Annotated in this window: 23 protein-coding genes; 6 read left to right on the top strand and 17 right to left on the bottom strand. The window is 45.2% G+C overall.

Annotation, left to right across the window (positions count from 1 at the left end; genetic code table 11):
* Positions 1-41: 41 nt before the first annotated feature.
* Entirely contained in the window at positions 42-290 is a 249-nt protein-coding gene (tusA, locus tag MCT08_RS01305; protein ID WP_053308891.1) for a sulfurtransferase TusA, read from the bottom strand.
* A 136-nt stretch (positions 291-426) separates the two neighbouring features.
* On the opposite strand from tusA, the gene MCT08_RS01300 reads away from it, so the two are divergent.
* Together MCT08_RS01300 and MCT08_RS01295 are read left to right on the top strand one after the other, a co-directional pair.
* A complete protein-coding gene (locus MCT08_RS01300) occupies positions 427-612 on the top strand; it encodes a hypothetical protein (RefSeq protein WP_053308892.1) in 186 nt (61 codons plus the stop codon).
* 135 nt (positions 613-747) lie between these two features.
* Complete coding sequence (locus MCT08_RS01295; RefSeq protein WP_053308884.1) at positions 748-1,692, top strand: LysR family transcriptional regulator; 945 nt, start codon at positions 748-750, stop codon at positions 1,690-1,692.
* A 62-nt stretch (positions 1,693-1,754) separates the two neighbouring features.
* Here the strand turns inward: MCT08_RS01295 and acuI are convergent, their stop codons facing one another.
* The 6 genes from acuI to ilvG form a co-directional block, all read right to left on the bottom strand.
* On the bottom strand, positions 1,755-2,735 hold the full coding sequence (gene acuI / locus MCT08_RS01290) for an acrylyl-CoA reductase (NADPH) (protein ID WP_172532906.1): 981 nt from the start codon (positions 2,733-2,735) through the stop codon (positions 1,755-1,757).
* 150 nt (positions 2,736-2,885) lie between these two features.
* Positions 2,886-4,424 carry a threonine ammonia-lyase, biosynthetic gene (ilvA, locus tag MCT08_RS01285; RefSeq protein WP_053308886.1) on the bottom strand — a complete coding sequence of 513 codons (1,539 nt, stop codon included), beginning with the start codon at positions 4,422-4,424 and terminating at the stop codon, positions 2,886-2,888.
* A gap of 3 nt (positions 4,425-4,427) precedes the next feature.
* The gene (ilvD, locus tag MCT08_RS01280; RefSeq protein ID WP_172532908.1) at positions 4,428-6,269 is read right to left on the bottom strand and encodes a dihydroxy-acid dehydratase; all 1,842 of its coding nucleotides are present in this window, start codon (positions 6,267-6,269) and stop codon (positions 4,428-4,430) included.
* Positions 6,270-6,285: 16 nt separating this feature from the next.
* On the bottom strand, positions 6,286-7,224 hold the full coding sequence (ilvE, locus tag MCT08_RS01275) for a branched-chain-amino-acid transaminase (protein WP_053308888.1): 939 nt from the start codon (positions 7,222-7,224) through the stop codon (positions 6,286-6,288).
* Between the two features lie 12 nt (positions 7,225-7,236).
* On the bottom strand, positions 7,237-7,521 hold the full coding sequence (gene ilvM, locus MCT08_RS01270; RefSeq protein ID WP_192074889.1) for an acetolactate synthase 2 small subunit: 285 nt from the start codon (positions 7,519-7,521) through the stop codon (positions 7,237-7,239).
* Complete coding sequence (ilvG, locus tag MCT08_RS01265; RefSeq protein ID WP_053308890.1) at positions 7,521-9,167, bottom strand: acetolactate synthase 2 catalytic subunit; 1,647 nt, start codon at positions 9,165-9,167, stop codon at positions 7,521-7,523. Before ilvG ends, ilvM begins: the two co-directional genes overlap by 1 nt.
* 479 nt (positions 9,168-9,646) lie before the next feature.
* Between ilvG and MCT08_RS01260 the strand changes: the two genes are divergently transcribed.
* Positions 9,647-11,170 carry a YifB family Mg chelatase-like AAA ATPase gene (locus MCT08_RS01260; RefSeq protein WP_168780644.1) on the top strand — a complete coding sequence of 508 codons (1,524 nt, stop codon included), beginning with the start codon at positions 9,647-9,649 and terminating at the stop codon, positions 11,168-11,170.
* Between the two features lie 9 nt (positions 11,171-11,179).
* Here the strand turns inward: MCT08_RS01260 and MCT08_RS01255 are convergent, their stop codons facing one another.
* Positions 11,180-12,142, bottom strand: coding sequence for a DUF2860 domain-containing protein (locus tag MCT08_RS01255; RefSeq protein WP_274677734.1), 963 nt, complete (start codon positions 12,140-12,142; stop codon positions 11,180-11,182).
* Positions 12,143-12,310: 168 nt separating this feature from the next.
* On the opposite strand from MCT08_RS01255, the gene MCT08_RS01250 reads away from it, so the two are divergent.
* Complete coding sequence (locus tag MCT08_RS01250) at positions 12,311-13,189, top strand: 1-acylglycerol-3-phosphate O-acyltransferase, YihG family (RefSeq protein ID WP_053312184.1); 879 nt, start codon at positions 12,311-12,313, stop codon at positions 13,187-13,189.
* Positions 13,190-13,238: 49 nt separating this feature from the next.
* Here MCT08_RS01250 and MCT08_RS01245 read toward each other — a convergent pair whose 3' ends face one another.
* The 5 genes from MCT08_RS01245 to MCT08_RS01225 all read right to left on the bottom strand — a co-directional run bounded on the left by MCT08_RS01245 (position 13,239) and on the right by MCT08_RS01225 (position 17,139).
* Complete coding sequence (locus tag MCT08_RS01245) at positions 13,239-13,838, bottom strand: thiol:disulfide interchange protein DsbA/DsbL (RefSeq protein WP_168523820.1); 600 nt, start codon at positions 13,836-13,838, stop codon at positions 13,239-13,241.
* Positions 13,839-13,867: 29 nt separating this feature from the next.
* Positions 13,868-14,854, bottom strand: coding sequence for a serine/threonine protein kinase (locus MCT08_RS01240; RefSeq protein WP_274677733.1), 987 nt, complete (start codon positions 14,852-14,854; stop codon positions 13,868-13,870).
* Between the two features lie 46 nt (positions 14,855-14,900).
* A complete protein-coding gene (ccoG, locus tag MCT08_RS01235; RefSeq protein WP_053312187.1) occupies positions 14,901-16,319 on the bottom strand; it encodes a cytochrome c oxidase accessory protein CcoG in 1,419 nt (472 codons plus the stop codon).
* A gap of 278 nt (positions 16,320-16,597) precedes the next feature.
* Positions 16,598-16,864, bottom strand: a complete 267-nt coding sequence (locus MCT08_RS01230) for a YihD family protein (RefSeq protein ID WP_053312188.1) — start codon at positions 16,862-16,864, stop codon at positions 16,598-16,600.
* A 107-nt stretch (positions 16,865-16,971) separates the two neighbouring features.
* Entirely contained in the window at positions 16,972-17,139 is a 168-nt protein-coding gene (locus MCT08_RS01225) for a hypothetical protein (RefSeq protein ID WP_141652930.1), read from the bottom strand.
* A 299-nt stretch (positions 17,140-17,438) separates the two neighbouring features.
* On the opposite strand from MCT08_RS01225, the gene MCT08_RS01220 reads away from it, so the two are divergent.
* Together MCT08_RS01220 and trhA are read left to right on the top strand one after the other, a co-directional pair.
* Positions 17,439-18,233: a sporulation protein gene (locus MCT08_RS01220; RefSeq protein WP_274677732.1), complete on the top strand. Its 795-nt coding sequence runs from the start codon at positions 17,439-17,441 to the stop codon at positions 18,231-18,233.
* An 80-nt stretch (positions 18,234-18,313) separates the two neighbouring features.
* Positions 18,314-18,967, top strand: a complete 654-nt coding sequence (gene trhA / locus MCT08_RS01215) for a PAQR family membrane homeostasis protein TrhA (RefSeq protein ID WP_053312190.1) — start codon at positions 18,314-18,316, stop codon at positions 18,965-18,967.
* Here trhA and MCT08_RS01210 read toward each other — a convergent pair.
* From MCT08_RS01210 to rsmB, 4 genes are all read right to left on the bottom strand, one after another.
* A complete protein-coding gene (locus MCT08_RS01210) occupies positions 18,964-19,509 on the bottom strand; it encodes a DUF3157 family protein (RefSeq protein ID WP_053312191.1) in 546 nt (181 codons plus the stop codon). The two genes, trhA and MCT08_RS01210, sit on opposite strands and share 4 nt — an antisense overlap.
* A gap of 1 nt (position 19,510) precedes the next feature.
* Positions 19,511-20,956: a TrkH family potassium uptake protein gene (locus MCT08_RS01205; RefSeq protein WP_053312192.1), complete on the bottom strand. Its 1,446-nt coding sequence runs from the start codon at positions 20,954-20,956 to the stop codon at positions 19,511-19,513.
* A gap of 12 nt (positions 20,957-20,968) precedes the next feature.
* Positions 20,969-22,345: a Trk system potassium transporter TrkA gene (gene trkA, locus MCT08_RS01200; protein ID WP_053312193.1), complete on the bottom strand. Its 1,377-nt coding sequence runs from the start codon at positions 22,343-22,345 to the stop codon at positions 20,969-20,971.
* Between the two features lie 74 nt (positions 22,346-22,419).
* The gene (gene rsmB, locus MCT08_RS01195; protein ID WP_261918249.1) at positions 22,420-23,700 is read right to left on the bottom strand and encodes a 16S rRNA (cytosine(967)-C(5))-methyltransferase RsmB; all 1,281 of its coding nucleotides are present in this window, start codon (positions 23,698-23,700) and stop codon (positions 22,420-22,422) included.
* Between the last annotated feature and the right edge of the window lie 4 nt (positions 23,701-23,704).

Here is a 23,704-nt window from a genome sequence, read left to right as displayed (position 1 = left end):
GCCTTTTTATCTCGAATTTAACCGCGTAAGCTCAACACGCCTCAGTTTAAGCCTTTCTTAATCAAATATTGATACGGTAGTTGATCGGTTTTTTCCGCAATCAGTTGGTGATCCATAAAGCGACAAAAACTCGGAATATCTCGAGTTGTCGAAGGATCATCTGCTTTCACTAATAATATTTCGCCATCATCCATGGTTCGAATTGTCTTCCTGACCATCATTACCGGTTCTGGGCAACGTAATCCCTCTGCTTCGAGTATACGTGTGGCTAGTGCTGGATCAAATGTCATGATTAAACCTAATGGATGTAAGAATAAGGCGTAGATAATACTGGTGAAGAAAAAATATTCAATAACCACTTGGCAAAGTGATCTTTTTGTTTTAATTTAGTTAACAAGTTGGTAACAATTAACGCGAGGTACGAACATGTTAACAGCACTAGACAGGCTGACCATCTATTCTGTTCTTTGCTTTATTTCGTTCTGTGCCTTGGTTATGCGTACACCAGCAGAGACGTCACTAATACCACTTGCGGGTGTTGGCGCTTCTATTGTAGGAATTTGGCTTGAAATGCACCTCTGGAAAGGTGTATCTGAAGAGCAGAAACATTAACCTATCGCACTTGCACTACACAAAATACATTCCGACACTATCCCCATTTTCTTGGGCTTCCCCGCTGAAAGGCGGGATTTTTTTTATCCAAGGCGTACAATTAACCCATTCATAGATAGAAAGCTGAGTATTTGTGTGGAATTGGAAGATATTTATCGTCGAGATCTCAATTTATTTGTCGCGCTGCGTGTGCTGATAGAAGAGAGCAGTGTCAGCAAAGCAGCGAATCGTTTAAACCTCAGTCAATCAGCCATGAGTCGAGTACTTGGTCGATTGCGTGAGTTGTTAAATGATCCGCTATTTACTCGTCAAGGCCAGCATCTGATTCCAACAGAAAAAGCGCTCGAAATTGATCGCGCTTTAGGTGAGCCTTTAGAATCACTCCGTCAGCTCCTTTCCCCTGTTGAGTTTGATCCTAGGCTGTGTGATCAGACATTTAGCATTGCGACGACCGATTATGCAATGCAGACCATTTTGCCGTTTGCCTTACCAAGGATTTATCAAGAAGCACCCAATGTCTCATTCGAATTTTTGCCTTTGCAGCACGATAGGTTGGCTGATCAACTGACTTATGAAGGTGCAGATTTAGCCATTTGTCGACCCACCTCTCCGGTTGCGCCTTTGAGAAGTGAGGTGCTTGGCCGTGTTGGTGTGCTCTGTCTGTTTTCTCGCCAGCATCCATTAGCCAATCAGCAGATGACGTTGAATGATTACTTAGCCTATCCACATGCGATGATTGCCATTAGTGATGGGGTTAAAGCGTTAATTGAACAAGCGTTACTTGGCCAACCTAGGCGCAAGATGGTACTGCGGGCTTATCATTTAGAAGCCGCATTAGCGATTGTCGATACCATGCCACTGATTATCACTGTCCCAGCGGATCTCGCATACTTGGTCGCAGAACGTTATGACTTGGTGGTAAAACCTTTACCTTTCCAGTTTACTTCTTTTGAATATTCGATGATTTGGCATTCACGATGCGAGCATTCTCCAGCACAAGAGTGGTTAAGGCGGATAGTGAAACAGGAATGCAGCCGTTTGATCGCAAAACGTGTCGAAGAGATGAAATTAGATATATAGATAAATTTAAGGCTTTGGAAATCACCAAAGCCTCATGACTATATCAATGGGTTAATCACTGATTAAAGCTTGATAACAACACGACCCGTTACTTGACCATTGGTAATGGCTTCGGCGTATTGTGGTGCATCGGCAAGTGCGATTTCATTACACGCTTGTTCAAAGTAGCTAGCTGGTAGTAGTTTGGCTAAGCTTTCCCAAGCGGCAATACGTTTTTCTAATGGGCACGAAACCGAATCAACACCTTGTAGGCGAACGTTGCGTAAGATGAATGGCATGACCGTAGTTGGTAGGTCAAAACCGCCAGCTAAGCCACACGCTGCAACTGTGCTGTTGTAATCCATTTGCGCCAATACTTTTGCTAATACTTTGCTACCAACGGTATCAACAGCACCTGCCCAAATTTGTTTTTCCAGTGGGCGAGCTGGCTCTTCAAATTCAACACGATCAATGATGCGGCTTGCTCCTAGTTTTTCTAGTAGTGGGCCATTTTGTTCAACACGACCGGTTACCGCAGCAACGTTATAGCCTAGGTTGGCTAATAGTGTTACAGCTACTGAACCAACGCCACCACTTGCACCTGTCACTAGAATTTCACCATTTTCTGGTTTAATACCCGCATCTAAAATAGCTTGTACACAAAGCATGGCGGTAAAACCAGCGGTACCGATCATCATCGCTTTTTTGCTATCAAGGCCTTGCGCTAGTGGAACTAACCAGTCGGCTTTCAAACGGGCTTTTTGTGCCATGCCACCCCAGTGATTTTCACCAACACCCCAGCCGGTAAGGACAACTTCGTCACCCGCTTGGTAGCGTTCATCTTGAGATTCAATTACCTTACCTGCAAGGTCAATACCTGGCACCATCGGGAAATTACGAATGATTTTACCTTTGCCTGTAATCGCTAAACCATCTTTATAATTTAGTGATGAATAATCGACAGCAATCAATACATCGCCTTCAGGCAGCTGTGATTCGTCGATCTGTTCGATAGCCGCTAGGGTGCGTTTGTCTTGTTGGTTAAGGATTAAAGCATTAAACATTCTGATCTCCAGATTTGCGCAGCAAAGAAAATATGCAGACAAGTGTAGTACTGAATTCACTATGAATAAAATGAAACTTTAGCATTAGATCTATGCGTATTACGCATGGGTGATATAAAAATGCCAGTCAATCGACTGGCATTTTGCTGTTTAAGATAAGAAGAACTGATAGGAAGGATTATCGGTTTCATCTTTACATTGATAACCAAGCTCGCGTAAGTGGGCAGAGAAGCGAGTTAAATCATCTTCATCGAGCTCAAAACCACACAATACTCGTCCATAGTCAGCACCATGATTACGATAATTGAATAAGCTAATGTTCCAATGTGTTCCTAACGTACTTAAAAACTTAAGTAATGCGCCAGGATATTCAGGGAACTCAAAACTGTACAAGCGTTCTTTGAGTGGCTTCGACGGTTTGCCACCAATCATATAACGCACATGCAGTTTTGCCATTTCATCGTCAGAGAGGTCAACCACAGGGTAGCCACCATTACGCAAATCGTGAATGATGCTGTCGAGCTCTTCTTGCCCGCCCATTAGGCGTACACCAACGAAAATGTTCGCTAGCTTGTCATCGTTATAACGGTAGTTGAACTCAGTAACCGCCCGGCCGCCAATGATGTTGCAAAACTCGAAGAAAGCCCCTTGATGTTCTGGAATAGTAACCGCCAGAAGACCTTCACGTTTTTCACCTAATTCACAGCGTTCAGAAACATAACGCAAACCATGGAAATTGGTGTTTGCGCCCGAAAGCACGGTACCAAGTTGTTTGTCCACCAACTTATTTTTCTCAGCAAACTTCTTCAGACCTGCTAATGCAAGCGCACCTGAAGGTTCAGCAATGGCACGAGTATCTTCGAAGATATCTTTAACCGCAGAGCAGATTTCATCGCTTGATACAGTAATGTGGCCATCAATATATTGCTGGCATAAACGGAAGGTTTCATCGCCAATGCGTTTTACCGCGACACCGTCGGCAAACATGCTGACTTGATCAAGCACCACTGGCTCACCGGCATCTAATGCCGCTTTTAAACAGGCTGAATCTTCTGGTTCAACGGCAATCACTTTGATTTCGGGCATCAGTTGTTTGATGAGTACCGCCACACCTGCAGCTAAACCACCACCACCGACGGGAACAAAAATGTAATCGAGGTGGCCATTTTGTTGCAGCATCTCCATGCCAATGGTGCCTTGGCCTGCTATCACCAATGGGTGATCAAACGGTGGTACGAAGGTATAGCCTTGTTCGCGAGATAAACGTTCAGCTTCGGTTTTGGCTTCATCAAAATTATTACCATGCAAAACAACGTGTCCACCGAACCCTCGCACCGCTTCAACTTTGATATCGGGGGTTGTTTTTGGCATCACAATCGTGGTTTTAATGCCTAATTTTGTTCCCGAGAGCGCCATCCCTTGGGCGTGGTTGCCCGCCGAGGCTGCAATAACGCCAGCCTGTTTTTGCGCTTCCGTTAAGCTTGATACCATATTGTAGGCACCCCGTAGCTTAAACGAATGCACTGGTTGGCGATCTTCACGCTTAAGTTGGACGCGGTTTTTAATGCGCGCGGATAAGCGAGGCATATCTTGCAATGGCGTAACCGTTGCTACTTCATACACAGGCGCGCGCAGGATTTGGCGCAGATAATCTGCGCCAGTTTGGGTCCCTTGGTCAGAGTTACTCATAAGCTAGCCCTCTAGCTTAGATTTATCTCGAACAGCCCCTTTATCTGCGCTGGTGGCCATACTTGCGTAAGCTTTCAGTGCAAAAGAGACTTCACGCTGGCGATCGGCCGGTTTCCAGCCAAGCTTATCTTGCTTCGCACGGCGCTCAGCAAGTTCAGCTTCAGAAACGTTGAGCGTAATTGAGCGGTTTGGAATATCGATGGCAATAATATCACCAGAGTTGACCAAGCCGATCGTGCCGCCGTTAGCCGCTTCTGGAGAAACGTGACCAATTGATAACCCTGAAGTGCCGCCAGAGAAACGGCCGTCAGTCAATAGTGCGCACTCTTTGCCCAGTCCCATTGATTTGAGGTAGGTCGTTGGGTAGAGCATTTCTTGCATGCCCGGACCGCCTTTCGGACCTTCATAGCGGATGACGACAACATCACCAGCTTTGACTTTGCCACCAAGGATGCCATCAACAGCGCTTTCTTGGCTTTCAAAGACCACGGCTGGGCCTTGGAATTTCAGGCTACCTTCATCAACCCCAGCTGTTTTTACAATACAGCCATCAACGGCAATGTTGCCTGACAGTACTGCCAGACCACCATCTTGACTAAAAGCATGCTCTTTGGTGCGAATACAACCTTCTTTGCGATCATCATCTAGGCGATCCCAACGGCACTGTTGTGAGAAGGCTTTTGTGGTACGAATACCCGCAGGACCGGCACGGAAAAAGGTTAAGACGTCTTCGTCTTCCGTTTGCATGATGTCGTACTTAGCCAACTGCTCTTTCATCGTTAAACCCAACACGGTGCGAGTTTGATTGTTGATGAGACCAGCGCGGTCAAGTTCACCAAGAATCGCCATCACGCCACCCGCGCGGTGTACATCTTCCATGTGGTATTTCTGGGTCGATGGTGCCACCTTACACAGATGAGGAACGCGGCGAGACATGCGGTCGATATCATCCATGTCAAAATCGATTTCACCTTCTTGAGCGCCTGCTAATAGGTGCAATACCGTGTTGGTTGAACCACCCATGGCAATATCGAGCGCCATTGCATTTTCAAAGGCGGCTTTATTGGCAATATTACGCGGCAAAGCAGATGCATCATCTTGCTCATAGTAACGCTTGGTTAATTCAACAATGCGTTTGCCTGCATTGAGGAATAGCGCTTCGCGATCAGCGTGTGTTGCCAGCATGGAGCCATTACCCGGTTGAGAAAGGCCAAGCGCTTCAGTTAAGCAGTTCATCGAGTTAGCGGTAAACATCCCTGAACATGAGCCACAAGTTGGGCAGGCAGAGCGTTCAATTTGTTCGCTCTGTTCATCCGAAACTTTAGGGTCAGCGCCTTGGATCATTGCATCGACTAAATCGAGTTTGATGATTTGATCTGAAAGCTTGGTTTTACCCGCTTCCATTGGGCCACCAGAAACAAAGATAACAGGAATATTGAGGCGCAGTGCTGCCATCATCATTCCCGGGGTGATTTTGTCACAGTTTGAGATACAGACCATCGCATCAGCACAGTGCGCATTGACCATGTATTCGACAGAGTCTGCAATCAATTCACGTGATGGCAGTGAATACAACATGCCACCATGACCCATAGCGATACCATCATCTACTGCGATGGTATTAAATTCTTTGGCGATGCCGCCTGCTTTTTCGATTTCACCTGCGACCAATTGACCCATATCTTTAAGATGAACGTGGCCCGGTACGAATTGAGTGAACGAGTTAACCACCGCAATAATCGGTTTACCGAAATCTTCATCTTTTACGCCTGTAGCGCGCCACAATGCGCGTGCTCCAGCCATATTACGTCCGTGTGTAGTGGTGGCGGATCTATACTTTGGCATTGTCAATCGTCCTCTATTACTTCTGTTGTGGGTACACGTAATCCAACCAGCCCCACTTATCTTCTGTGGTGCCGTTAAATAGGCCAAAGTAAGCTTCTTGCATCACTTTTGTGATAGGGCCACGTTTGCCTTCTCCAACCGTAATTTGGTCAACGCTGCGCACTGGGACAATTTCTGCAGCCGTTCCGGTCATGAAAATTTCGTCAGCAAGGTAGAGAGCTTCGCGCGCAATGTTGGCTTCGCGCACTTCGTAGCCCATATCTTTAGCCAGTGTCATGATAGAATCACGAGTAATCCCCGGTAGGATAGAGCTAGTGGTTGGCGGAGTTAGAATTACGCCATTTTTGATGACGAAAATGTTCTCGCCTGCACCTTCAGAAAGATAGCCATCAACACTTAAAGCGATACCTTCAGCATAACCGTGGCGACGAGCTTCACCACCAACTAGTAGTGAAGATAAATAGTTACCCCCGGCTTTTGCTGCGGTTGGTATGGTATTTGGCGCGGCACGGTGCCAGCTCGACACCATTGCATCTACGCCATTTTCTAACGCTTCATCACCTAAGTATGCGCCCCAAGGGAAGGCTGCAATGATGAGGTCCATTTCTGTATCTACAGGTGGACAAACGCCAAGGCCGACGTTACCGACAAAGCCGAGTGGGCGAATGTAGGCTGATTCCAATTTATTGACACGCAATGTTTCACGCGTGGCTTCCATAATTTCATCAAGAGTGTAAGGAATCGGGAAGCGATAAATTTTTGCCGAATCTTTTAGGCGTTGAGCGTGCTCTTTATGGCGGAAGACGATTGGGCCTTTAGGGGTGTTGTAACAGCGTACGCCTTCAAATACCGAAGTGCCGTAGTGCATAGCGTGTGTGAGTACATGAACATTAGCATTTGCCCACGGTACCATTTCACCGTTGAACCAAATGTAGTCTGCAGTTTTTGTTGCCATTTATTGCCTTCCTTATGCACAAATCTTTTGCTGTAAATTGTTATTCGGTAGTTCGTTATTTTTGATTGGGGTGACATCGACAGTGCGAACGTCCCACAATTTTTCAATTTGGTTGATCAGTGTGCTGATGGGGCGATCACTATCAACAATGATCTCAACGCTGGCGACTTTACTCGAGTGGTTCTGAGTGGCCGCTACTTGTTTTATCACAAAACCGCGGTGGCGAATAACGCGTAGAACACGCTCCAATAGCACCGGTTTATCATCGGCTTTGATGTCTAATAGGTATCTATCCATTAGGTGTTCTCCAACATATCACTATTTGAGGCACCCGGTGGTACGAGCGGCCATACGTTTTCTTCTTCATCAATTAAAACGTGAAGTAGATAAGCAGTTTTACTTGCCAGCATCTCTTTAAGTGCCGGCTCAACTTCTTCCTTTTTGGTAATTGTTTTACCTGGAATGTCGAACGCTTTAGCTAGCATTACGAAATCTGGGTTGTCATCCAAAATCGTCTCGCTGTGGCGGCCATCAAAGAACAGCGATTGCCATTGACGCACCATGCCTAAGCGTTGGTTATTCAATAGCACCATTTTTACTGGAATTTGACGGCGCTTTAGCGTGCCAAGTTCTTGAACGTTCATCATGAACGAGCCATCACCAGAAATAAGAATGGATTGGTCATCAGGGCGAGCAACGGCGGCGCCCATTGATGCTGGCAAACCAAACCCCATGGTGCCAAGGCCGGCTGAGGTGATGAAGTTTTGTGGTGCGCGTGGCTGAATATGCTGCGCTGCCCACATCTGATGCTGGCCGACGTCAGTCGACACGATTGCAGAGTCGGGCATCATGTCTGACAATTGCTTAAGCAATAGTGGGGCAAAAATGAGATCGCCAGGGTGGTCATAGCGCCATTTAAAACCACTGCGTAAACTTTCACTGTGATGAACCCAAGGAGCGATGTCACGAGTTAGTTCAAGTTGTGGAAGAATTACGTTGATGTCACCACGAAGTGACGCATTGGCTACGCGCAGTTTATTGAATTCTGCGGCATCAATATCGATATGAATAACTTTAGCGTGTGGTGCAAAGGTATCTAATTTTCCTGTTACTCGGTCATCAAAACGCGCACCGACCACGATCAATAAATCACTTTCTTGCACCACTAGATTCGCGGCTTTTGTGCCGTGCATACCCAACATACCAAGGTAATGAGGGTCATTACGTTCAATACTGCCCAGTCCTTTTAAGGTACTCACCGACGGCATAGGGTTAAGGCGTAGGAATTCGCGTACTGAATCTGTTGCTTTGGCTAGTTGTACTCCGCCGCCCACATACAGTACTGGGCGTGAACTTTGTGCAAGCAGTTGCTGCGCTTTACTCAACTCTTCTTCGTTGGCTACAGGAAGCGCTGGTGGCGTAAAAGCAGGCAGTTGTGATACTGGAGCTTGTGCGAGTTGTACATCCTTAGCGATATCCACAATCACTGGACCTGGTCGGCCAGCCTTGGCAACCTCAAATGCTTCAGCAAGCGTTGGTGCGAGATCGTGGATATCGGTAACGAGGTAGCTATGTTTGGTACACGACAGCGACATGCCAATCACATCCATTTCTTGGAAAGCATCGGTACCAATATGAGAGCTAGCGACTTGGCCAGTGATGGCTACGAGGGGAATTGAATCAAGAAAAGCGTCGGCAAGGCCGGTAACAAGGTTGGTGGCTCCTGGGCCGGAGGTTGCCATACATACTGCAACGTCCTGAGTGGCTCTCGCCATCCCGATAGCTGCCATTGCGGCGCCTTGTTCATGGCGACATAAAATATGTTCTACGCCACCGTCATACAAAGCATCGTAAATGGGCATGATGGCTCCGCCGGGGTAACCAAAAACGGTTTTAATGCCTTGTTGTGTCAATGCGGCTACAACCAGTTGTGCTCCTGTCATCGTAACCCTCCCAAGCTGTGTTTAGCACAGCCAAATATGTTGTGTTTGCACGTCATGTGCGGCTCCCATTCTTCCTGTTCATCTCTGGTTAGATAATCCCCAACCAGTATGCACTTTTTAGTTTAATAGTTGTAAAAAAACCCCCGGACTTTTCAGTGCGGGGGTTTTTAAAATCTTGTGGTTACTTAGCGCCCACCAGCCCCCGCGCGGAATCAATAATGACCACGATAATCAGGCTTAGCAGTAGGTTAATGCGGGCGTTCAAATTCATCACTTAATTCTTAAAATAGTTGCCGTAATATCTTACGAAATTGTTTGCGTCTCTAGTGGTAACATACATTTCCGTTAAATGACAAGCAAAAACTCATTCTTTTTTCACATTCTCTCAGCATCAGGGCGGGTTATATAACAAATAACCGTGCTTCATAACGATACAATTACTCGAGTGAATGCTTTTTAATCAAAGACAAAGGAATGAAATGGGACTTGCGATCATCCACAGTCGCGCCAGTGTTGGCGTGCAAGCACCAAATGTGACCGTTGAGGTTCACATTAGCAATGGAATGCCTGGCTTTACTTTGGTTGGTCTGCCGGAGACCACGGTCAAAGAATCTCGCGATCGAGTGCGTAGCGCCATCATTAACTCTCGTTTTGAGTTCCCAGCTAAACGTATCACGGTAAATCTCGCGCCCGCAGATCTCCCTAAAGAGGGGGGACGTTTTGATTTACCTATTGCTCTAGGTATTTTAGCGGCTTCCGAGCAGATCGCATTGACCAAGCTTGAAGGCTATGAATTTATTGGTGAACTTGCGCTGTCTGGCGAACTTCGTTCTGTCAAAGGCGTGCTGCCAGCAGCATTGGCGGCCAACCGAGCTAAGCGTTGTTTGGTCGTGCCGCAAGGTAATGGTGATCAAGCAGCGTTGGTTGGAAAAGAATTGCATAAATCAGCACAAACCTTATTGGAAGTGTGCGCTGATTTATGTGGTCAGCAGACACTTTCTCTATTTCAGACTGAACCTAAGCCACTTCACACTAAGAGCCTTCGAAATTTACAAGATATTATTGGTCAACAGCAGGGAAAGCGTGCATTAGAGATAGCCGCTGCAGGTAATCATAACCTGCTTTTTCTCGGGCCACCTGGTACCGGTAAAACCATGTTGGCTTCACGCTTATGCGATTTATTGCCAGAGATGAATGAGGATGAAGCGATGGAGACTGCCTCGGTGGCGTCGTTGACGCAGCAAGAAATCAATCAGCACAATTGGAAGCAACGGCCTTTTCGTTCCCCTCATCATTCAAGCTCCATGGCGGCGCTTGTCGGTGGGGGCTCTATTCCAAGACCTGGTGAAATCTCTTTAGCGCACAACGGGTTATTGTTTCTTGACGAAATGCCGGAATTTGAAAGAAAAGTCTTAGATTCTTTGCGTGAACCCTTGGAGTCTGGAGAAATTATTATCTCAAGAGCTCAGGGTAAAACTCGCTTTCCGGCGCGCTTTCAATTAGTTGGCGCGCTGAACCCAAGTCCAACCGGTTATTATGAAGGCACGCAAGCCAGGGCTAACCCACAAAGTATTTTACGTTACTTGGGTCGCTTGTCTGGCCCATTGCTTGATCGTTTCGATATGTCGATTGAAATCCCCTTACTGCCGAAGGGGATGCTAGCTAGTGGTGGAGATCGCGGTGAAAGTACCGAGGTGGTTAAAGAGCGTGTCTTTATTGCTCGTGAGCGGATGCTGGCGCGCAATGGTAAAGTGAATGCTTTGCTCGGTAGTCGAGAAATTGAGCGCCACTGCCCACTAACTAAAACGGATGCTGAATTCTTAGAAAATGCACTACACCGTCTAGGGCTTTCGATTCGTGCTTATCATCGCATCATCAAAGTGGCGCGCACGATTGCTGATTTGGAAGGGGTTGAGCAGATAGCCAAACCCCATCTCGCTGAAGCGCTCGGTTATCGAGCCATGGATCGTTTACTAAAGCAGTTAACTGCTCAAGCGGTATAACGCGTAATTTTAGAACTTAAAGTTGATACCGACTGAGGCGAAGAGTTGTGATTCATCGTAAAAGGTAATATTGGAATTGGAATTGCCGTAACCTGCTAGTGAAATTAACGACCAGTTCTGCCACCCCATTAATTGATTGTATTCATAAGCGGCGAACAGACTGAATTCATCATCACTACGTACTGTATTGTTGTAAAGAGAGTTTTCACCATCGTAATCTCTGTAGGTATAACCCGCAGTTAATGCCAGTTGATGCCTACCCATCAATTGAAAGTAAGAGAGATCGAGTGCATAAGATTGGTAAGAATTGGCATTACCGTCAGCCTGATGGTCGATATAGGTTAAAGCGGGCATCAATATAGTGCCTCGATTGAGCATTAGACGATACTGACCTTTGAGGTAATAACTTTCGCCATCTCTGAGTAACTCTGAACGCGTGATTTGCTCATTGTCGATATCTTTCGTGGCATAGGCGAAATCAAGAGAGAGTGGTGAACCTTGAATGTTCTCGAATCTCAGGCGGTAGGCATTGCCTGATTCATCAGTCTCTTCACGTTTGGTACCAACTTTATATGGGTCTGCCCACGTTTTACTAGACATTACGGTTGGTAAGTAAGCGATACTAACGTTGGTACCTGAAGCTAATTGATATTTGTATCCCAACTCTAAAGCAAGCGTGCCGATAGCTACATCAGAACGTGTCGTACCAGCAAAGAGCTGCTGTTCACTGCGTTTGCCAAAGGTATAAGCAATATTACCTAGTGGTGCGATAACGAAACCAGACTCACTATTTGCACTTTGATTGATTGATGTTAGGACTTCTTCACCATCGGTGTTGAAATTGGACGTTGATGACGAAAAAAGAGCATTAATTGATATCTCGCCACTTATACCTTTTGGTGGGGCTGGTCTTGCCGCTGCCGGTAACGAAAATATCAGGCTCACAATGATGACTGGAACGGTTTTTTTCATGTCTAAATATCCATATTCTAGAGTGATGACTGGTTTACCTAACTGAACTGATCATGATTACAACATAATAAAACTAATCTGACCATTTTATGAAAGATTCCAATGTTGAGAGGGGATTGTATAATCACTCGCTGTTTTTTCTTCACAGTAACACTGAATTGGGAAGTTATGTGGGCTTATCTAATATTGGTATTCAATGTGGCATTAGTTATTTTAAATACTGCATTTTGTTCTATTTTTATCTGTCTGTTTGCGGTTTTAAAAGCACTTTCTCCAAGCGCATTTTTGCAGCATAAAACGACTCAAGCGGCCAATAAAACTATGTGGTTATGGGCGACATTCAATGCGGGTATTATGGCATTATCTAACCGGATTGAATGGGATGTTGAAGGTGTTGATGACCTTAAAAAGCAAGGTTGGTATTTGATGATTAGTAACCATCTCAGTTGGACTGATATTGTGGTGCTGTGCTGCGTGTTTAAAGACCGAATTCCGATGCCTAAGTTTTTCCTCAAGCAGCAGTTGTTGTATGTCCCTTTCGTCGGAATGGCATGTTGGGCGTTGGATATGCCCTTTATGCGCCGCTACTCACGAGAATATTTACTGCGTCACCCGCATAAGCGAGGCCAAGATTTGGCCACGACTCGCCGCTCCTGCGCTAAGTTTCAACATCATCCAACGACCGTGGTTAATTATGTTGAAGGAACGCGTTTCACTCCTGAAAAACAACGCCAAAGCAAAGCTGGTTATCAACATTTACTGCAACCTAAGTCTGGTGGTATTGCTTACACATTAGCGGCGATGGGAGAACAGTTTGAAAAGGTTATTGATGTTACGTTGGCTTACCCACAAAATCGAGATAAACCATTTCGAGACATGTTGATGGGGCGGATGAGTAAGATTGTCGTGAGAGTGAAGGTGTTGCCTGTTGATGAGCAAGTTTTAGGTGATTATTTTAATGATAAGCCATACAAAAGACAGTTCCAGATGTGGCTCGGTCAGTTGTGGCAGCAAAAAGATGAATTATTGAAAACAATATATAAATGAGAAATGGGGAGCAGTAGCTCCCCATTTTGCTATGGATTGAGATCGGTGGCTATTTTGTTAATAGGTAATTAACCAAAGCAAAATACTCATCTGTAGATTTTAGGCCTTGTGCTTGTACTAGGTAGTGGTTGTTTACCACCACGGCTGGTACACCACTTAGGCCACTATCCTGAAATTGTTTATCAAAACGACGCACCATGGAATCGACCGCAAAACCGTTAAATGCCGCGTCGAATTTTGCTCCATCAACACCTTCATCGAGGAAAATTTGACGTAGTTCTGCATCATCCTTTGGCGGCTTACGCATATTGTGAATACGGTTAAACATCACCGGGATCATTTTATCTTCAACTTTTAAAGCAATCATGGTCGCATAAGCTTTGCTCATTGACTTACCCATAGAGCCACCCATGAATGATACGTGATTTTTTTGTAGCTTTGCGCCATCAGGAAGTTGCTTTTTTAACTGCGCGATAATGGGTTCAAAAGTGTTGCAGTGTGGGCAGTAGAATGAGAAAAACTCAGTCACTGTTGGGTTTTTAGATGGTTCAAGATCCAGCACTTTATAGTGCTCACCTTCGTTAAATTGGGCTGCATGAGCCGATAAGCTCAACATTAAGGTTGCCACGAGTGCAAACAGCTTCTTCATTGTGTACTCCATTTTTTCTTTAAGGCGACTTACCATTGTGGCATTAGTGAGAGCGGTTGCTCGTCTAACGCTGCTATTTGTTCTTTAAATCCTAGAACTTGGCTTTCCCAATATTTTGGATCATTAAACCAAGGGAAGGCGAGTGGAAAGGCAGGATCCTGCCATCGTTTTGCCAACCATGCCATGTAATGCACCATTCGTAGACCACGTAATGGCTCAATTAGTTTCAATTCGCTAGCATTAAAATCATGAAACTCTTGGTATGATTCCAGAATAATATCCAGTTGCATTAGCTTATCTTGGCGTTCGCCATTGAGCAACATCCACAGATCTTGCACTGCAGGCCCGTTACGCGCGTCGTCTAAATCGACAAACATTGGTCCATCACGCCACAAAATATTTCCTGGATGGCAATCGCCATGTAAGCGGATTTGCGGTGAGTTTTTAGGCCATTGGTTTTCAATGGCTTTGATCAACAGATTCAAGTCATTGAAAAAAGCATTTTGTAAGTGCTGGGGAATAAACGATGCGTTTTCGAGCAGTTGTCTTGGTTGGTAGAGGTATTCATCTAAGCTAATAGTTGGGCGGTGGTGAAAAGTACGTTTAGCGCCAATGCTATGAATACGTCCCAGAAAACGCCCCACCGCTTCCAATTGATCCATGTTGTCTACTTCAAACTGACGTCCGCCCATACTGTTGAATAGCGCAAAACAGTAACCTTGGTAATGATGCAAGGTTGCACCATTGAGTAGTTGTGGTTCAGCTATAGGGATTTCTGCTTGATAAAGTTCGCGTGTGAAATCATGTTCTTCTTGGATCTGTTCAGAGCTCCAACGCTCTGGGCGATAAAATTTCACGACGTAGCGTTGACGTTCTTCATCTGTAAACTGATAGACGCGGTTTTCATAACTATTAAGGGCAAGAAAACCAGATTCAGCGCGAATGCCGATACTTTCTAAGGCATACCACATTAAATCTGGAGTGAGAGCATCAAAATGAAAAGATGGTTTGGTCATGATTAAAAAAGGCTCATTGCTGAGCCTTTTTCCATTAGTTGAGAAGCTAGAGTTTTTGGATGAATCGACTCTCAACTTCTATCGTAAATTGGTTGCTATCCGAGAGTATAAACTGAATCGTTGAAACAGAAGAGCTGAGTTTGTCGGGATTAACCCCAAGACTCATCGGTAGGCTTAATACTTCGCCCGGTTTGACCTCAATGGTTTGTTTACCATACCAAGATACGTCACTAAGCCCGGTTACATCTAATTTATATGTCTGTGTTTGCTGTGTTTTGTTGATGATTTTGAGCGTGTAAGTATTCTCTATTTCGCCACTGCTGTTGGTTCTAAATAGTTGGCTACGGTCACGCAAAACGCTTAAACCTGCTGGGTCAACGCTGGCAACTTGTGCGACAAATAAACCAAGCATCACCAGTAGCACCGCACCATAGCCCAACAGTTTCGGACGCATGATTTTGGTGTGATGGCCTGATAAACGGTGTTCAGTGGTATAGCTGATCAGGCCTTTCTCATAACCCATACGCTGCATGGTGGTGTCACAAGCATCAATGCAGGCTCCACAGTTAATGCATTCATACTGCAAACCATCACGAATATCGATTCCAGTTGGGCACACTTGAACACATAAATCACAATCAATACAGTCACCTAGGCCTAGCGATTTATGATCGGCTTTGCGAGAGCGGGGGCCGCGAGCTTCACCACGTTTGCTGTTATAGCCGACGATAAAGGTATCTTTATCAAACATCGCTGATTGGAAGCGAGCATAAGGACACATGTGAATACACACGATAGAACGCATCCAACCCGCATTTCCGTAAGTACAGATAGTAAAAAACAGTACCCAAAACACAGGCCAGAAGCTTGCATCTAAAGTAAAGAAATCCACTACTAATTCACGCACTGGCACGAAGTAGCCAACAAAAGTAAAACCAGTCGCTAGGGCAATGGCTAACCAAGCTACATGTTTGACCATTTTACGCATGGCTAAGTTAGCGGTGAGTTTCGTGGAATCTTGCTTTTTCCGTTTATTGGCAGAACCTTCCAATTTTTCTTCAAACCAGATGTACATAAAAGTCCAGACGGTTTGTGGGCACAAATAACCACACCATACTCGTCCTAGAAAGGTGGTAATGAAGAAGAGCCCAAAAGCGGCAATCATGAACAGTAAGGCGAGTAAGGTCAGATCTTGTGGATAAAGAGTGGTGCCAAAAAAGTTAAATTGTTGGTTGCCGATATCCAATAAAATCGCTTGGCGATCACCAAATGAAATCCAAGGGACGAGGGTGAATAGTAGTAGCAAAAACCAACCGCCATAGCGACGCAGTTGTTGATAAGCTCCTTTACTTTCGCGTACGTAAATTCGATTGCTAGGGTTGAATCTATCCCCATTCCCTTTATGAGTTTTGGGGTTAAATGTTTTTGGAGTCACATCCTTTATATCGATTTTATCCTGACTCATTAAATGATCCTTTTTGGGCTGCTAAGGTGTGATTTCTATTAGTTCACACTCTGCGACATTGCTTTTTTACACACTGTCGGTGATTGCTTGCGACTGTGATTAACGCTGTTACCTTGATGAGCAATAGGTTTAACAGTTGAATTGAGATAATAATTATAACGTCAATAACAACTTCATTTCTTTAACACTATCAACCTTTAACAATAAAGCGACAAACAGCTGTATTTGTCGCAATAAAAAAGCGACCAGAAAAGGTCGCTTTGAGAGAGTGAATTTGGTTACTTTATGATGCCACGCGCGCGCAGTAGGGCTGTTTTGAAATCATCTTCTTGGTCTTTTTTTAGCCCTGGGATCATCTCATCTTTAGCACTGTTGCGCATTTTTAGATGGTAGATCAACACATCATCCGTTAATTCTTCAAGCGGACCTTGGTAGCCCGCTTCTTGAGCGAGTTTTACGACAAATTGCAGTAAGTTCAGCTGTTGATCTTTTTGCCATTCTGGCTCAAGCAATTCAAGTAGCTCTTCAATTCTGTGGCATTGCATTTCTTTTCCCCATTTTTTATAAGTATTTTGAGCTAAAGGTATCAAATTGCCGATTGAAGTCCAGTTGAGAGAAAAGAAAAAAGCGCAGTTTTAGCTGCGCTTTTTAATTATGCAGCCTGAACAACATTAGTTGGACTTGATGCAGTGAGAGCATTTTTTTCAACTAAAGTCATTGCAGGAGCGACTTTTTTTGCAACCGGAGCAGCGGCAAAGCCACTACGACGACGCATTGCACTACGGTTTGTGTGCGAACACCTGACAGCTGTTGGGCGCATTTATTAACCTAACGGTCAGGCACATCCATTGCCAATTTAATGGCCTGAATAACCATGAGTTGAGCTTCAAAAAAATGAAGGGTGGCTCTTCTGGCTCTCGCCAATCCAAATAATTATTCAGGAATAACGATATGCATTGATATCGAAATAAGATTAGCACCAAGTTTTAAATTGATCGATAGTTGAGCAGTTGTTCTTGTCAATATTAATGAAAATAAAGGCTAAAATTGTGTGAAGTGCACGATTGAGTTTGTAATCTGATCCGCATTACACTGGATTGAAGATAATTGGAGGTGCCTATGTCGTTTATAAAGAAAACCCTCGCGAGTTTTGGAATTGGTTCGGCACGGGTGGATTCAGTGCTTCACCAAGAGGTGTTGTACCCTGGGCAAAACGTGAATGTCACTATTCATGTCTATGGAGGGGCAAGTGCCCAAGAGATTGACAATATTGAGCTGAAGCTTTGTTGTCAGTACGTGGCAGAAGTGCCACTTAACAACAGTCAACGAGAAAATGGTCATACTCGACGAGTCAATCAAACCTATATTTTGACGCGCTGGACGCTACCTTACGCTTTTACTATTCAGCCTGGTGAGACGCGGGATTTTGATATTGAGCTGAACGTGCCTTGGAACACTCCTGTGACGATTGGTGATGCGAAAGTTTGGTTAGAAACGGGACTTGATATCGCAATGGCTGTTGATCCTACTGATAAAGACATTCTGACCGTACGCCCAGATCCATTAATGGACGGTATTTTTAATGCGTTAGAGGAGCACGGACTCAGAATTCGTAAAGTCGAATGTGAAGCAGTGAAAGGGATGGCATTACCTTTTGTGCAAGAGTTTGAATTCGTGCCGACGACTGGTCCTTTTCATGGGCGATGGCGTGAACTGGAAGTCGTCGCGTTTCGTGATGAGGATGGCTTAACTTTATGGTTTGAGATTGACAGACATCGCACTGGTGCAAGCGGAATGCTCGCTAGCCTACTGGGAATGGGTGAATTAAAACGGCAACTGACGATTGCAGCTGAAATTTCTCCTTCCAGGGCTGGTCAGCAAGTGTTGGATTATCTCGATAGCTCATCACAATAAAATTAAATTTGGGCTTACAACTGTAAGCTGAGGTGTGCGATACTGGAGCAAATATTCGATTGCTCCAGTGTAGGTCTTTTATGTCGGTACCCCACAGCAGTAGCTATAGTGTTCGTGAAGAAGCGGCGAATGCGCTGAGTCATGGTTTGGGTTTGGTGCTCAGTGTTATCGGTCTGGTTTTGCTGCTGATCAAATCAATAAACCATCAAGCTGACGCACTGACGTTGATCAGTATGAGTGTGTATGGTGGCAGTATGATTGCTCTTTTTTTTGCCTCAACTCTTTACCACTCTTTTTCTTCTCCAAAAACAAAACGTTGGCTTAAAACGCTCGATCACTGTGCTATTTATTTACTAATAGCAGGAAGTTACACGCCCTTTTTATTGGTCAGTTTAAGAACGCCCTTGGCAATCGGTTTAATGGTGGTGATCTGGTTGTTGGCTGTGATTGGCATCATCATGAAAATCGCTTTTGTTTATCGCTTTAAAAAACTCTCTTTAGTGACTTACTTGGCGATGGGATGGCTGTCATTAATTGTGATTTATCAACTGGCACTGCATATTGATACTGGTGGGCTTGTGCTACTTGCTGTGGGTGGTTTGGTTTATTCGTTAGGGGTGGTTTTCTATGTGGCGAAGCGCATTCCATACAATCATGCCATTTGGCATTTGTTTGTTTTGGCAGGAAGCGCTTGCCACTATTTTGCGATTTACTGGTACGTTAATCCTGTCTAGCGGGTTTCGATTTTCTCAACTTTCGCATCAATGTGGTAGCTATCTTGCTTACTGACTTTAAGCTTAATCGGCCTACCTTGCGTTTGAGTCTGTGGACGTAGGTAGCTTTCTGCCATCCGTTTGATTGACTGCCAAACTGTGGCTTTCCCAGTAGCTAGCTCTTGGCCTTGCTCATTAAAAATCGTTACTGCTAGTGTCACTTCAATAACTGATTGAGAGCTTTGATTAGTGAGGGCGGTTGGAATAATAAGCTCACCATTTTGATAACTTGCCGCGCCAAGCACAACGTCGATTCCTGAGTCTGATAATTGCATAATCGATTTCTCTGAAGCGACGTTAAACACTGTCCCCTGCGTTTTTTGCGTAATCGGTGTTGCTATGGCTGCGGCTGTTGGTAGGGTGTTTTCTTTGGCAATGTATTGCCAAGTAAAGTCATCATTTAACTGAACTTGACGTCCATCATCTAAAGTGACTGATTGCGCTGCGAAAGCACCGTTGGTCGCAACGCTAAGTAATGCTGCTATTACGTGTTTTATGGTCATATTAACGTCGCCAAAATGCAGGAAAAAATAATACTAGAATAGTCAAAATTTCTAAGCGCCCCATCAGCATGCCGAAACTTAATACCCATTTAGCGGCATCTGGCAGTGGTGCAAAATTACCTGTCGGACCTATCACTGAACCCATTCCAGGCCCAACGTTGGCAACCGCGGTGATAGAGCCTGAAATGCTGGTGATAGGATCAAGCCCCATGGCACTTAAACAGCCAGCAATAGCAATGATGGTGATGAAAAAAGTGATACCAAATGCGACCACAGAACGTACTATGTCATCATTGACTGGACGTTGATTGTATCGCTGAACAAATACCCCTGATGGGTGGATTAGCTTCATCATTTGCTTGTTGAGTAAGGTCATTGCGATTTGAAAGCGGAACACCTTGATGCCTCCGGATGTCGAGCCTGAACAGGCTCCTGCCATCATTAGGAAAGCAAATAGTGTGCTGGGTAATGCTCCCCAGGCGGTAAAGTCCTCTAAGCCAAACCCTGTGGTTGTGACGACAGAGATAATGTTAAACATTGACACGCGTAGAGCATCAAGCCAGTTATAACCATCTCGTACGATTAACCACACGGTGATGATTAGGCTTGAGACCAAAAAGAGATAAGTAAAACCGCGTACTTGCGCGTCTTTGTAGAGTGCTTGAGGTTTTCGCTTGCGTAAGGCGGTGACAAACAATAAAAACGGCAAGCCACCCAGAAACATAAACAAGGTCGCAACCCAGTGTGCCCCGTTAGAAAAATGGTTCATTGACCCATCCGAGGTCGAGTATCCGCCGGTTGAAAGGGTGGTAAACGAGTGGTTGATCGCTTCAAAAAAGGTCATGCCAGTTAGCATGTAGCCAATGAGGCATAGTAAGGTGAGAACCAAGTAAACGACAACGATGTTTTTGGCAACGGTTTTAGCTCTTGGGCTGCTTTTGTCTGACCAATCAGATGATTCAGTCTGGAACAGTTTCATGCCACCCACGTTAAGCATTGGTAGTACCGCTACCGCCATCACGATAAAGCCAACCCCACCCAACCATTGCAAGATGGATCGCCACAGCAAAATGCTTGGAGCCATATTATCAAGGCCACTTAAAACGGTTGAACCGGTTGTTGTAATGCCAGACATGGTTTCAAAGTAAGCATCGGTGAAACTAATGTGGTTGATAAACACAAAGGGTAGTGCCGCAAACGCACTGGCGATAGTCCACACTAAGCTAGTGATGAGAAACATGTCACGTACACTGAGCTTGAAGTGACTGGTGCGTCCAAGGCTTAGACAGATAAAGGCAGCGACATGAGTGATTATGACCGCTTGGGCAAAATCTAAAAAACCGCTGGTACCTGTAAAAAAAGCAACTAACGTTGGCACGTACATAAAGAGGGCTAGCTTAGAAAGGACTAACCCAATAACAAATAAAATGGGGCGTAAATTCAACATAACGCCAATAACCTATAGGAAGAATGGACTAGGTTGGAATAGGGTTTCGACATCAGGCACGTATTTCTTGTCGACCAGGAACATAACGACGTGGTCATCTTGTTCGATAACGGTACGATCGTGAGCAATCAACACCTCTTCACCACGCACTATGGCGCCGATGGTTGTGCCTGGTGGTAGTTTGATATCGCCGACCGCGCGACCAACCACTTTCGAAGTACTTTCATCGCCATGAGCGATCGCTTCTATCGCTTCAGCGGCACCACGGCGTAGTGATGATACGTTGACAATATCGGCTCGACGTACGTGGGTCAGTAACGCTGAAATAGTGGCTTGTTGTGGTGAAATGGCAACATCAATGACTCCACCTTGCACAAGGTCAACATAAGCACCGCGCTGGATTAGCACCATCACTTTTTTGGCGCCCATGCGTTTTGCGAGCATGGCTGACATAATATTGGTCTCATCTTCATTCGTTAGAGCGATAAAGACATCAACTTGGTCGATATTTTCTTCCGTGAGCAGTTCTTGGTCTGCTGCGTCACCACAAAACACAATGGTGTTCTCTAGCTCTTCGGATAGCTGTTCAGCGCGTGGGTAATGACGCTCAATCAGTTTAACGCTGTAAGAGTGTTCAAGGCGTTTGGCTAGGCTTGCACCAATGTTACCACCACCGACAATCATGATGCGGCGATACGTTTTCTCAAGCCTTTGTAGTTCACTCATGATTGAACGAATATGGTTACTCGCAGCGACAAAAAAGACCTCATCATCCGCTTCAATAATGGTAGTGCCTTGTGGTCGAATCGGACGGCCTTGACGAAAAATAGCAGCAACTCGAGTATCAATATGGGGCATATGCTCACGTAATGCCGATAACGCATTCCCTACCAAAGGCCCGCCATAGTAGGCTTTGACTGCCACTAGGCTGACTTTTTCTTCGGCAAAGCTGACAACTTGCAGTGCGCCTGGATATTGAATCAAACGTTCGATGTAGCTGGTAACCAGTTCTTCTGGGGCAATTAAGTGATCGACAGGAATCGCACCCGATTGGAAAAGCGTTTCCTTTTCAGCCAAATATTCAGGAGAGCGAATCCGTGCAATTCGGTTGGGTGTGTTAAATAAAGAGAATGCCACTTGGCACGCGGCCATGTTAGTTTCATCGGTGTTTGTCACTGCAACCAGCATGTCAGCATCTTGAGCACCTGCCTCACGCAAAATATCAGGGTGACTGGCATGGCCGTTGACGACTCGTAAGTCATACTTGTCTTGTAGCTCACGTAAGCGATCACTGTTTTTATCGACAACGGTGATGTCATTGTTCTCGCCGACCAAGTTTTCAGCCAGTGTGCCACCGACCTGACCTGCACCAAGAATAATGATTTTCATATTGTTTTCTCTTCTTTAACTACCGAATTTCGGTAACCGAAAAGGCAGCACAAGGCTGCCAATGTTCGCTGATTTTAGGCTTGTTTGGTTAATACTGCGTAGTAGAAACCATCCATATCTTCTTCACCAGGAAGAATTTGACGTCCCGGCTGTTCTTTATCCGATCCAACAAGCTGTGCGTTTGCGGTACGCGCTAAGAATGCTTTTACTTGTAGGCTATTTTCTTGCGGAGTAATTGAGCAAGTCGCGTAAACCATAGTGCCACCGACTTTTAATTGCTTCCACATTGCATCCATAATTTCGCTTTGTAATTCAGCTAATGCCTCAATATCGCTGCCACGACGCAACCATTTGATGTCAGGGTGACGACGAATTACCCCCGTTGCTGAACATGGCGCATCTAACAAAATTCGGTCAAATTGCTCGCCATGCCACCATTCTTCAGGGTAGCGTGCATCACCACAAATAACATCGGCACGTAGTTGTAAGCGTTCAAGGTTGTCATACACACGCTCAAGGCGGGTAGCATCGCTATCAATTGCAACCACTTCAGTATCGACGGTGTGCTCTAAAATATGCGCCGTTTTACCACCAGGAGCTGCGCAACAATCTAAGATCAATTCGCCCTCTTTTGGTGTTAAGTAATCGACAGCCAATTGTGCGGCAGCATCTTGCACCGACACCCAGCCACGATCAAAGCCAGGCAATAATGTCACATCGCAAGGCGCGAGCAATTTTATGGCGTCAGAAGCGTGAGAATGTACATCGCATTCAATGTTTTCATTTTTCAGCAGCGCTAGATATTCATCTCTGGTGTGATGTTGGCGATTAACACGCAGCCACATTGGTGCTTTGCTGTTATTGGCTTCAACGATCTGTTGCCATTGGTCGGGATAGGCTTGCTGTAACAGTTTCAGTAACCAACTTGGATGAGCATATTTACCTGCATTATGGCTGACAGCATGCGCATCTAAGGCTTCTTGATCGCGTAAATAGCTACGCAATACGGCATTGATTAAGCCTGCAAGGCTTGGTCCTCGTAGCGTTTTTGTGCCTTCTACCGTATCAGCAACGGCAGCGTGTGCTGGAATACGCATAAAACTGAGTTGATAAATGCCAACCAAAATAAGGTGATGAAAAACGCGTTTTTTGCCCTTTAATGAATTATCCATCAATTCGTTAGCAATCGATTCTAAACGAGGTAAATAACGTAAAGCACCGTAGCAAATCTCTTGCAGTAGGGCATGGTCTCTTGGCTTAATGGTTTTTTGAGCCGCAGGAAGGGCGTGAGAAAGAGAGTGGCCTTTATCGACAACTTGGAACAAAACATTGGCAGCAGCAGCGCGAACATTCATGAGT

This window comes from Vibrio aestuarianus, from assembly GCF_028858425.1.
GTDB lineage: Bacteria > Pseudomonadota > Gammaproteobacteria > Enterobacterales > Vibrionaceae > Vibrio > Vibrio aestuarianus.
Note: the sequence above shows the minus strand (reverse complement) of the source record. Positions and strands in the feature narration are given on the sequence as shown.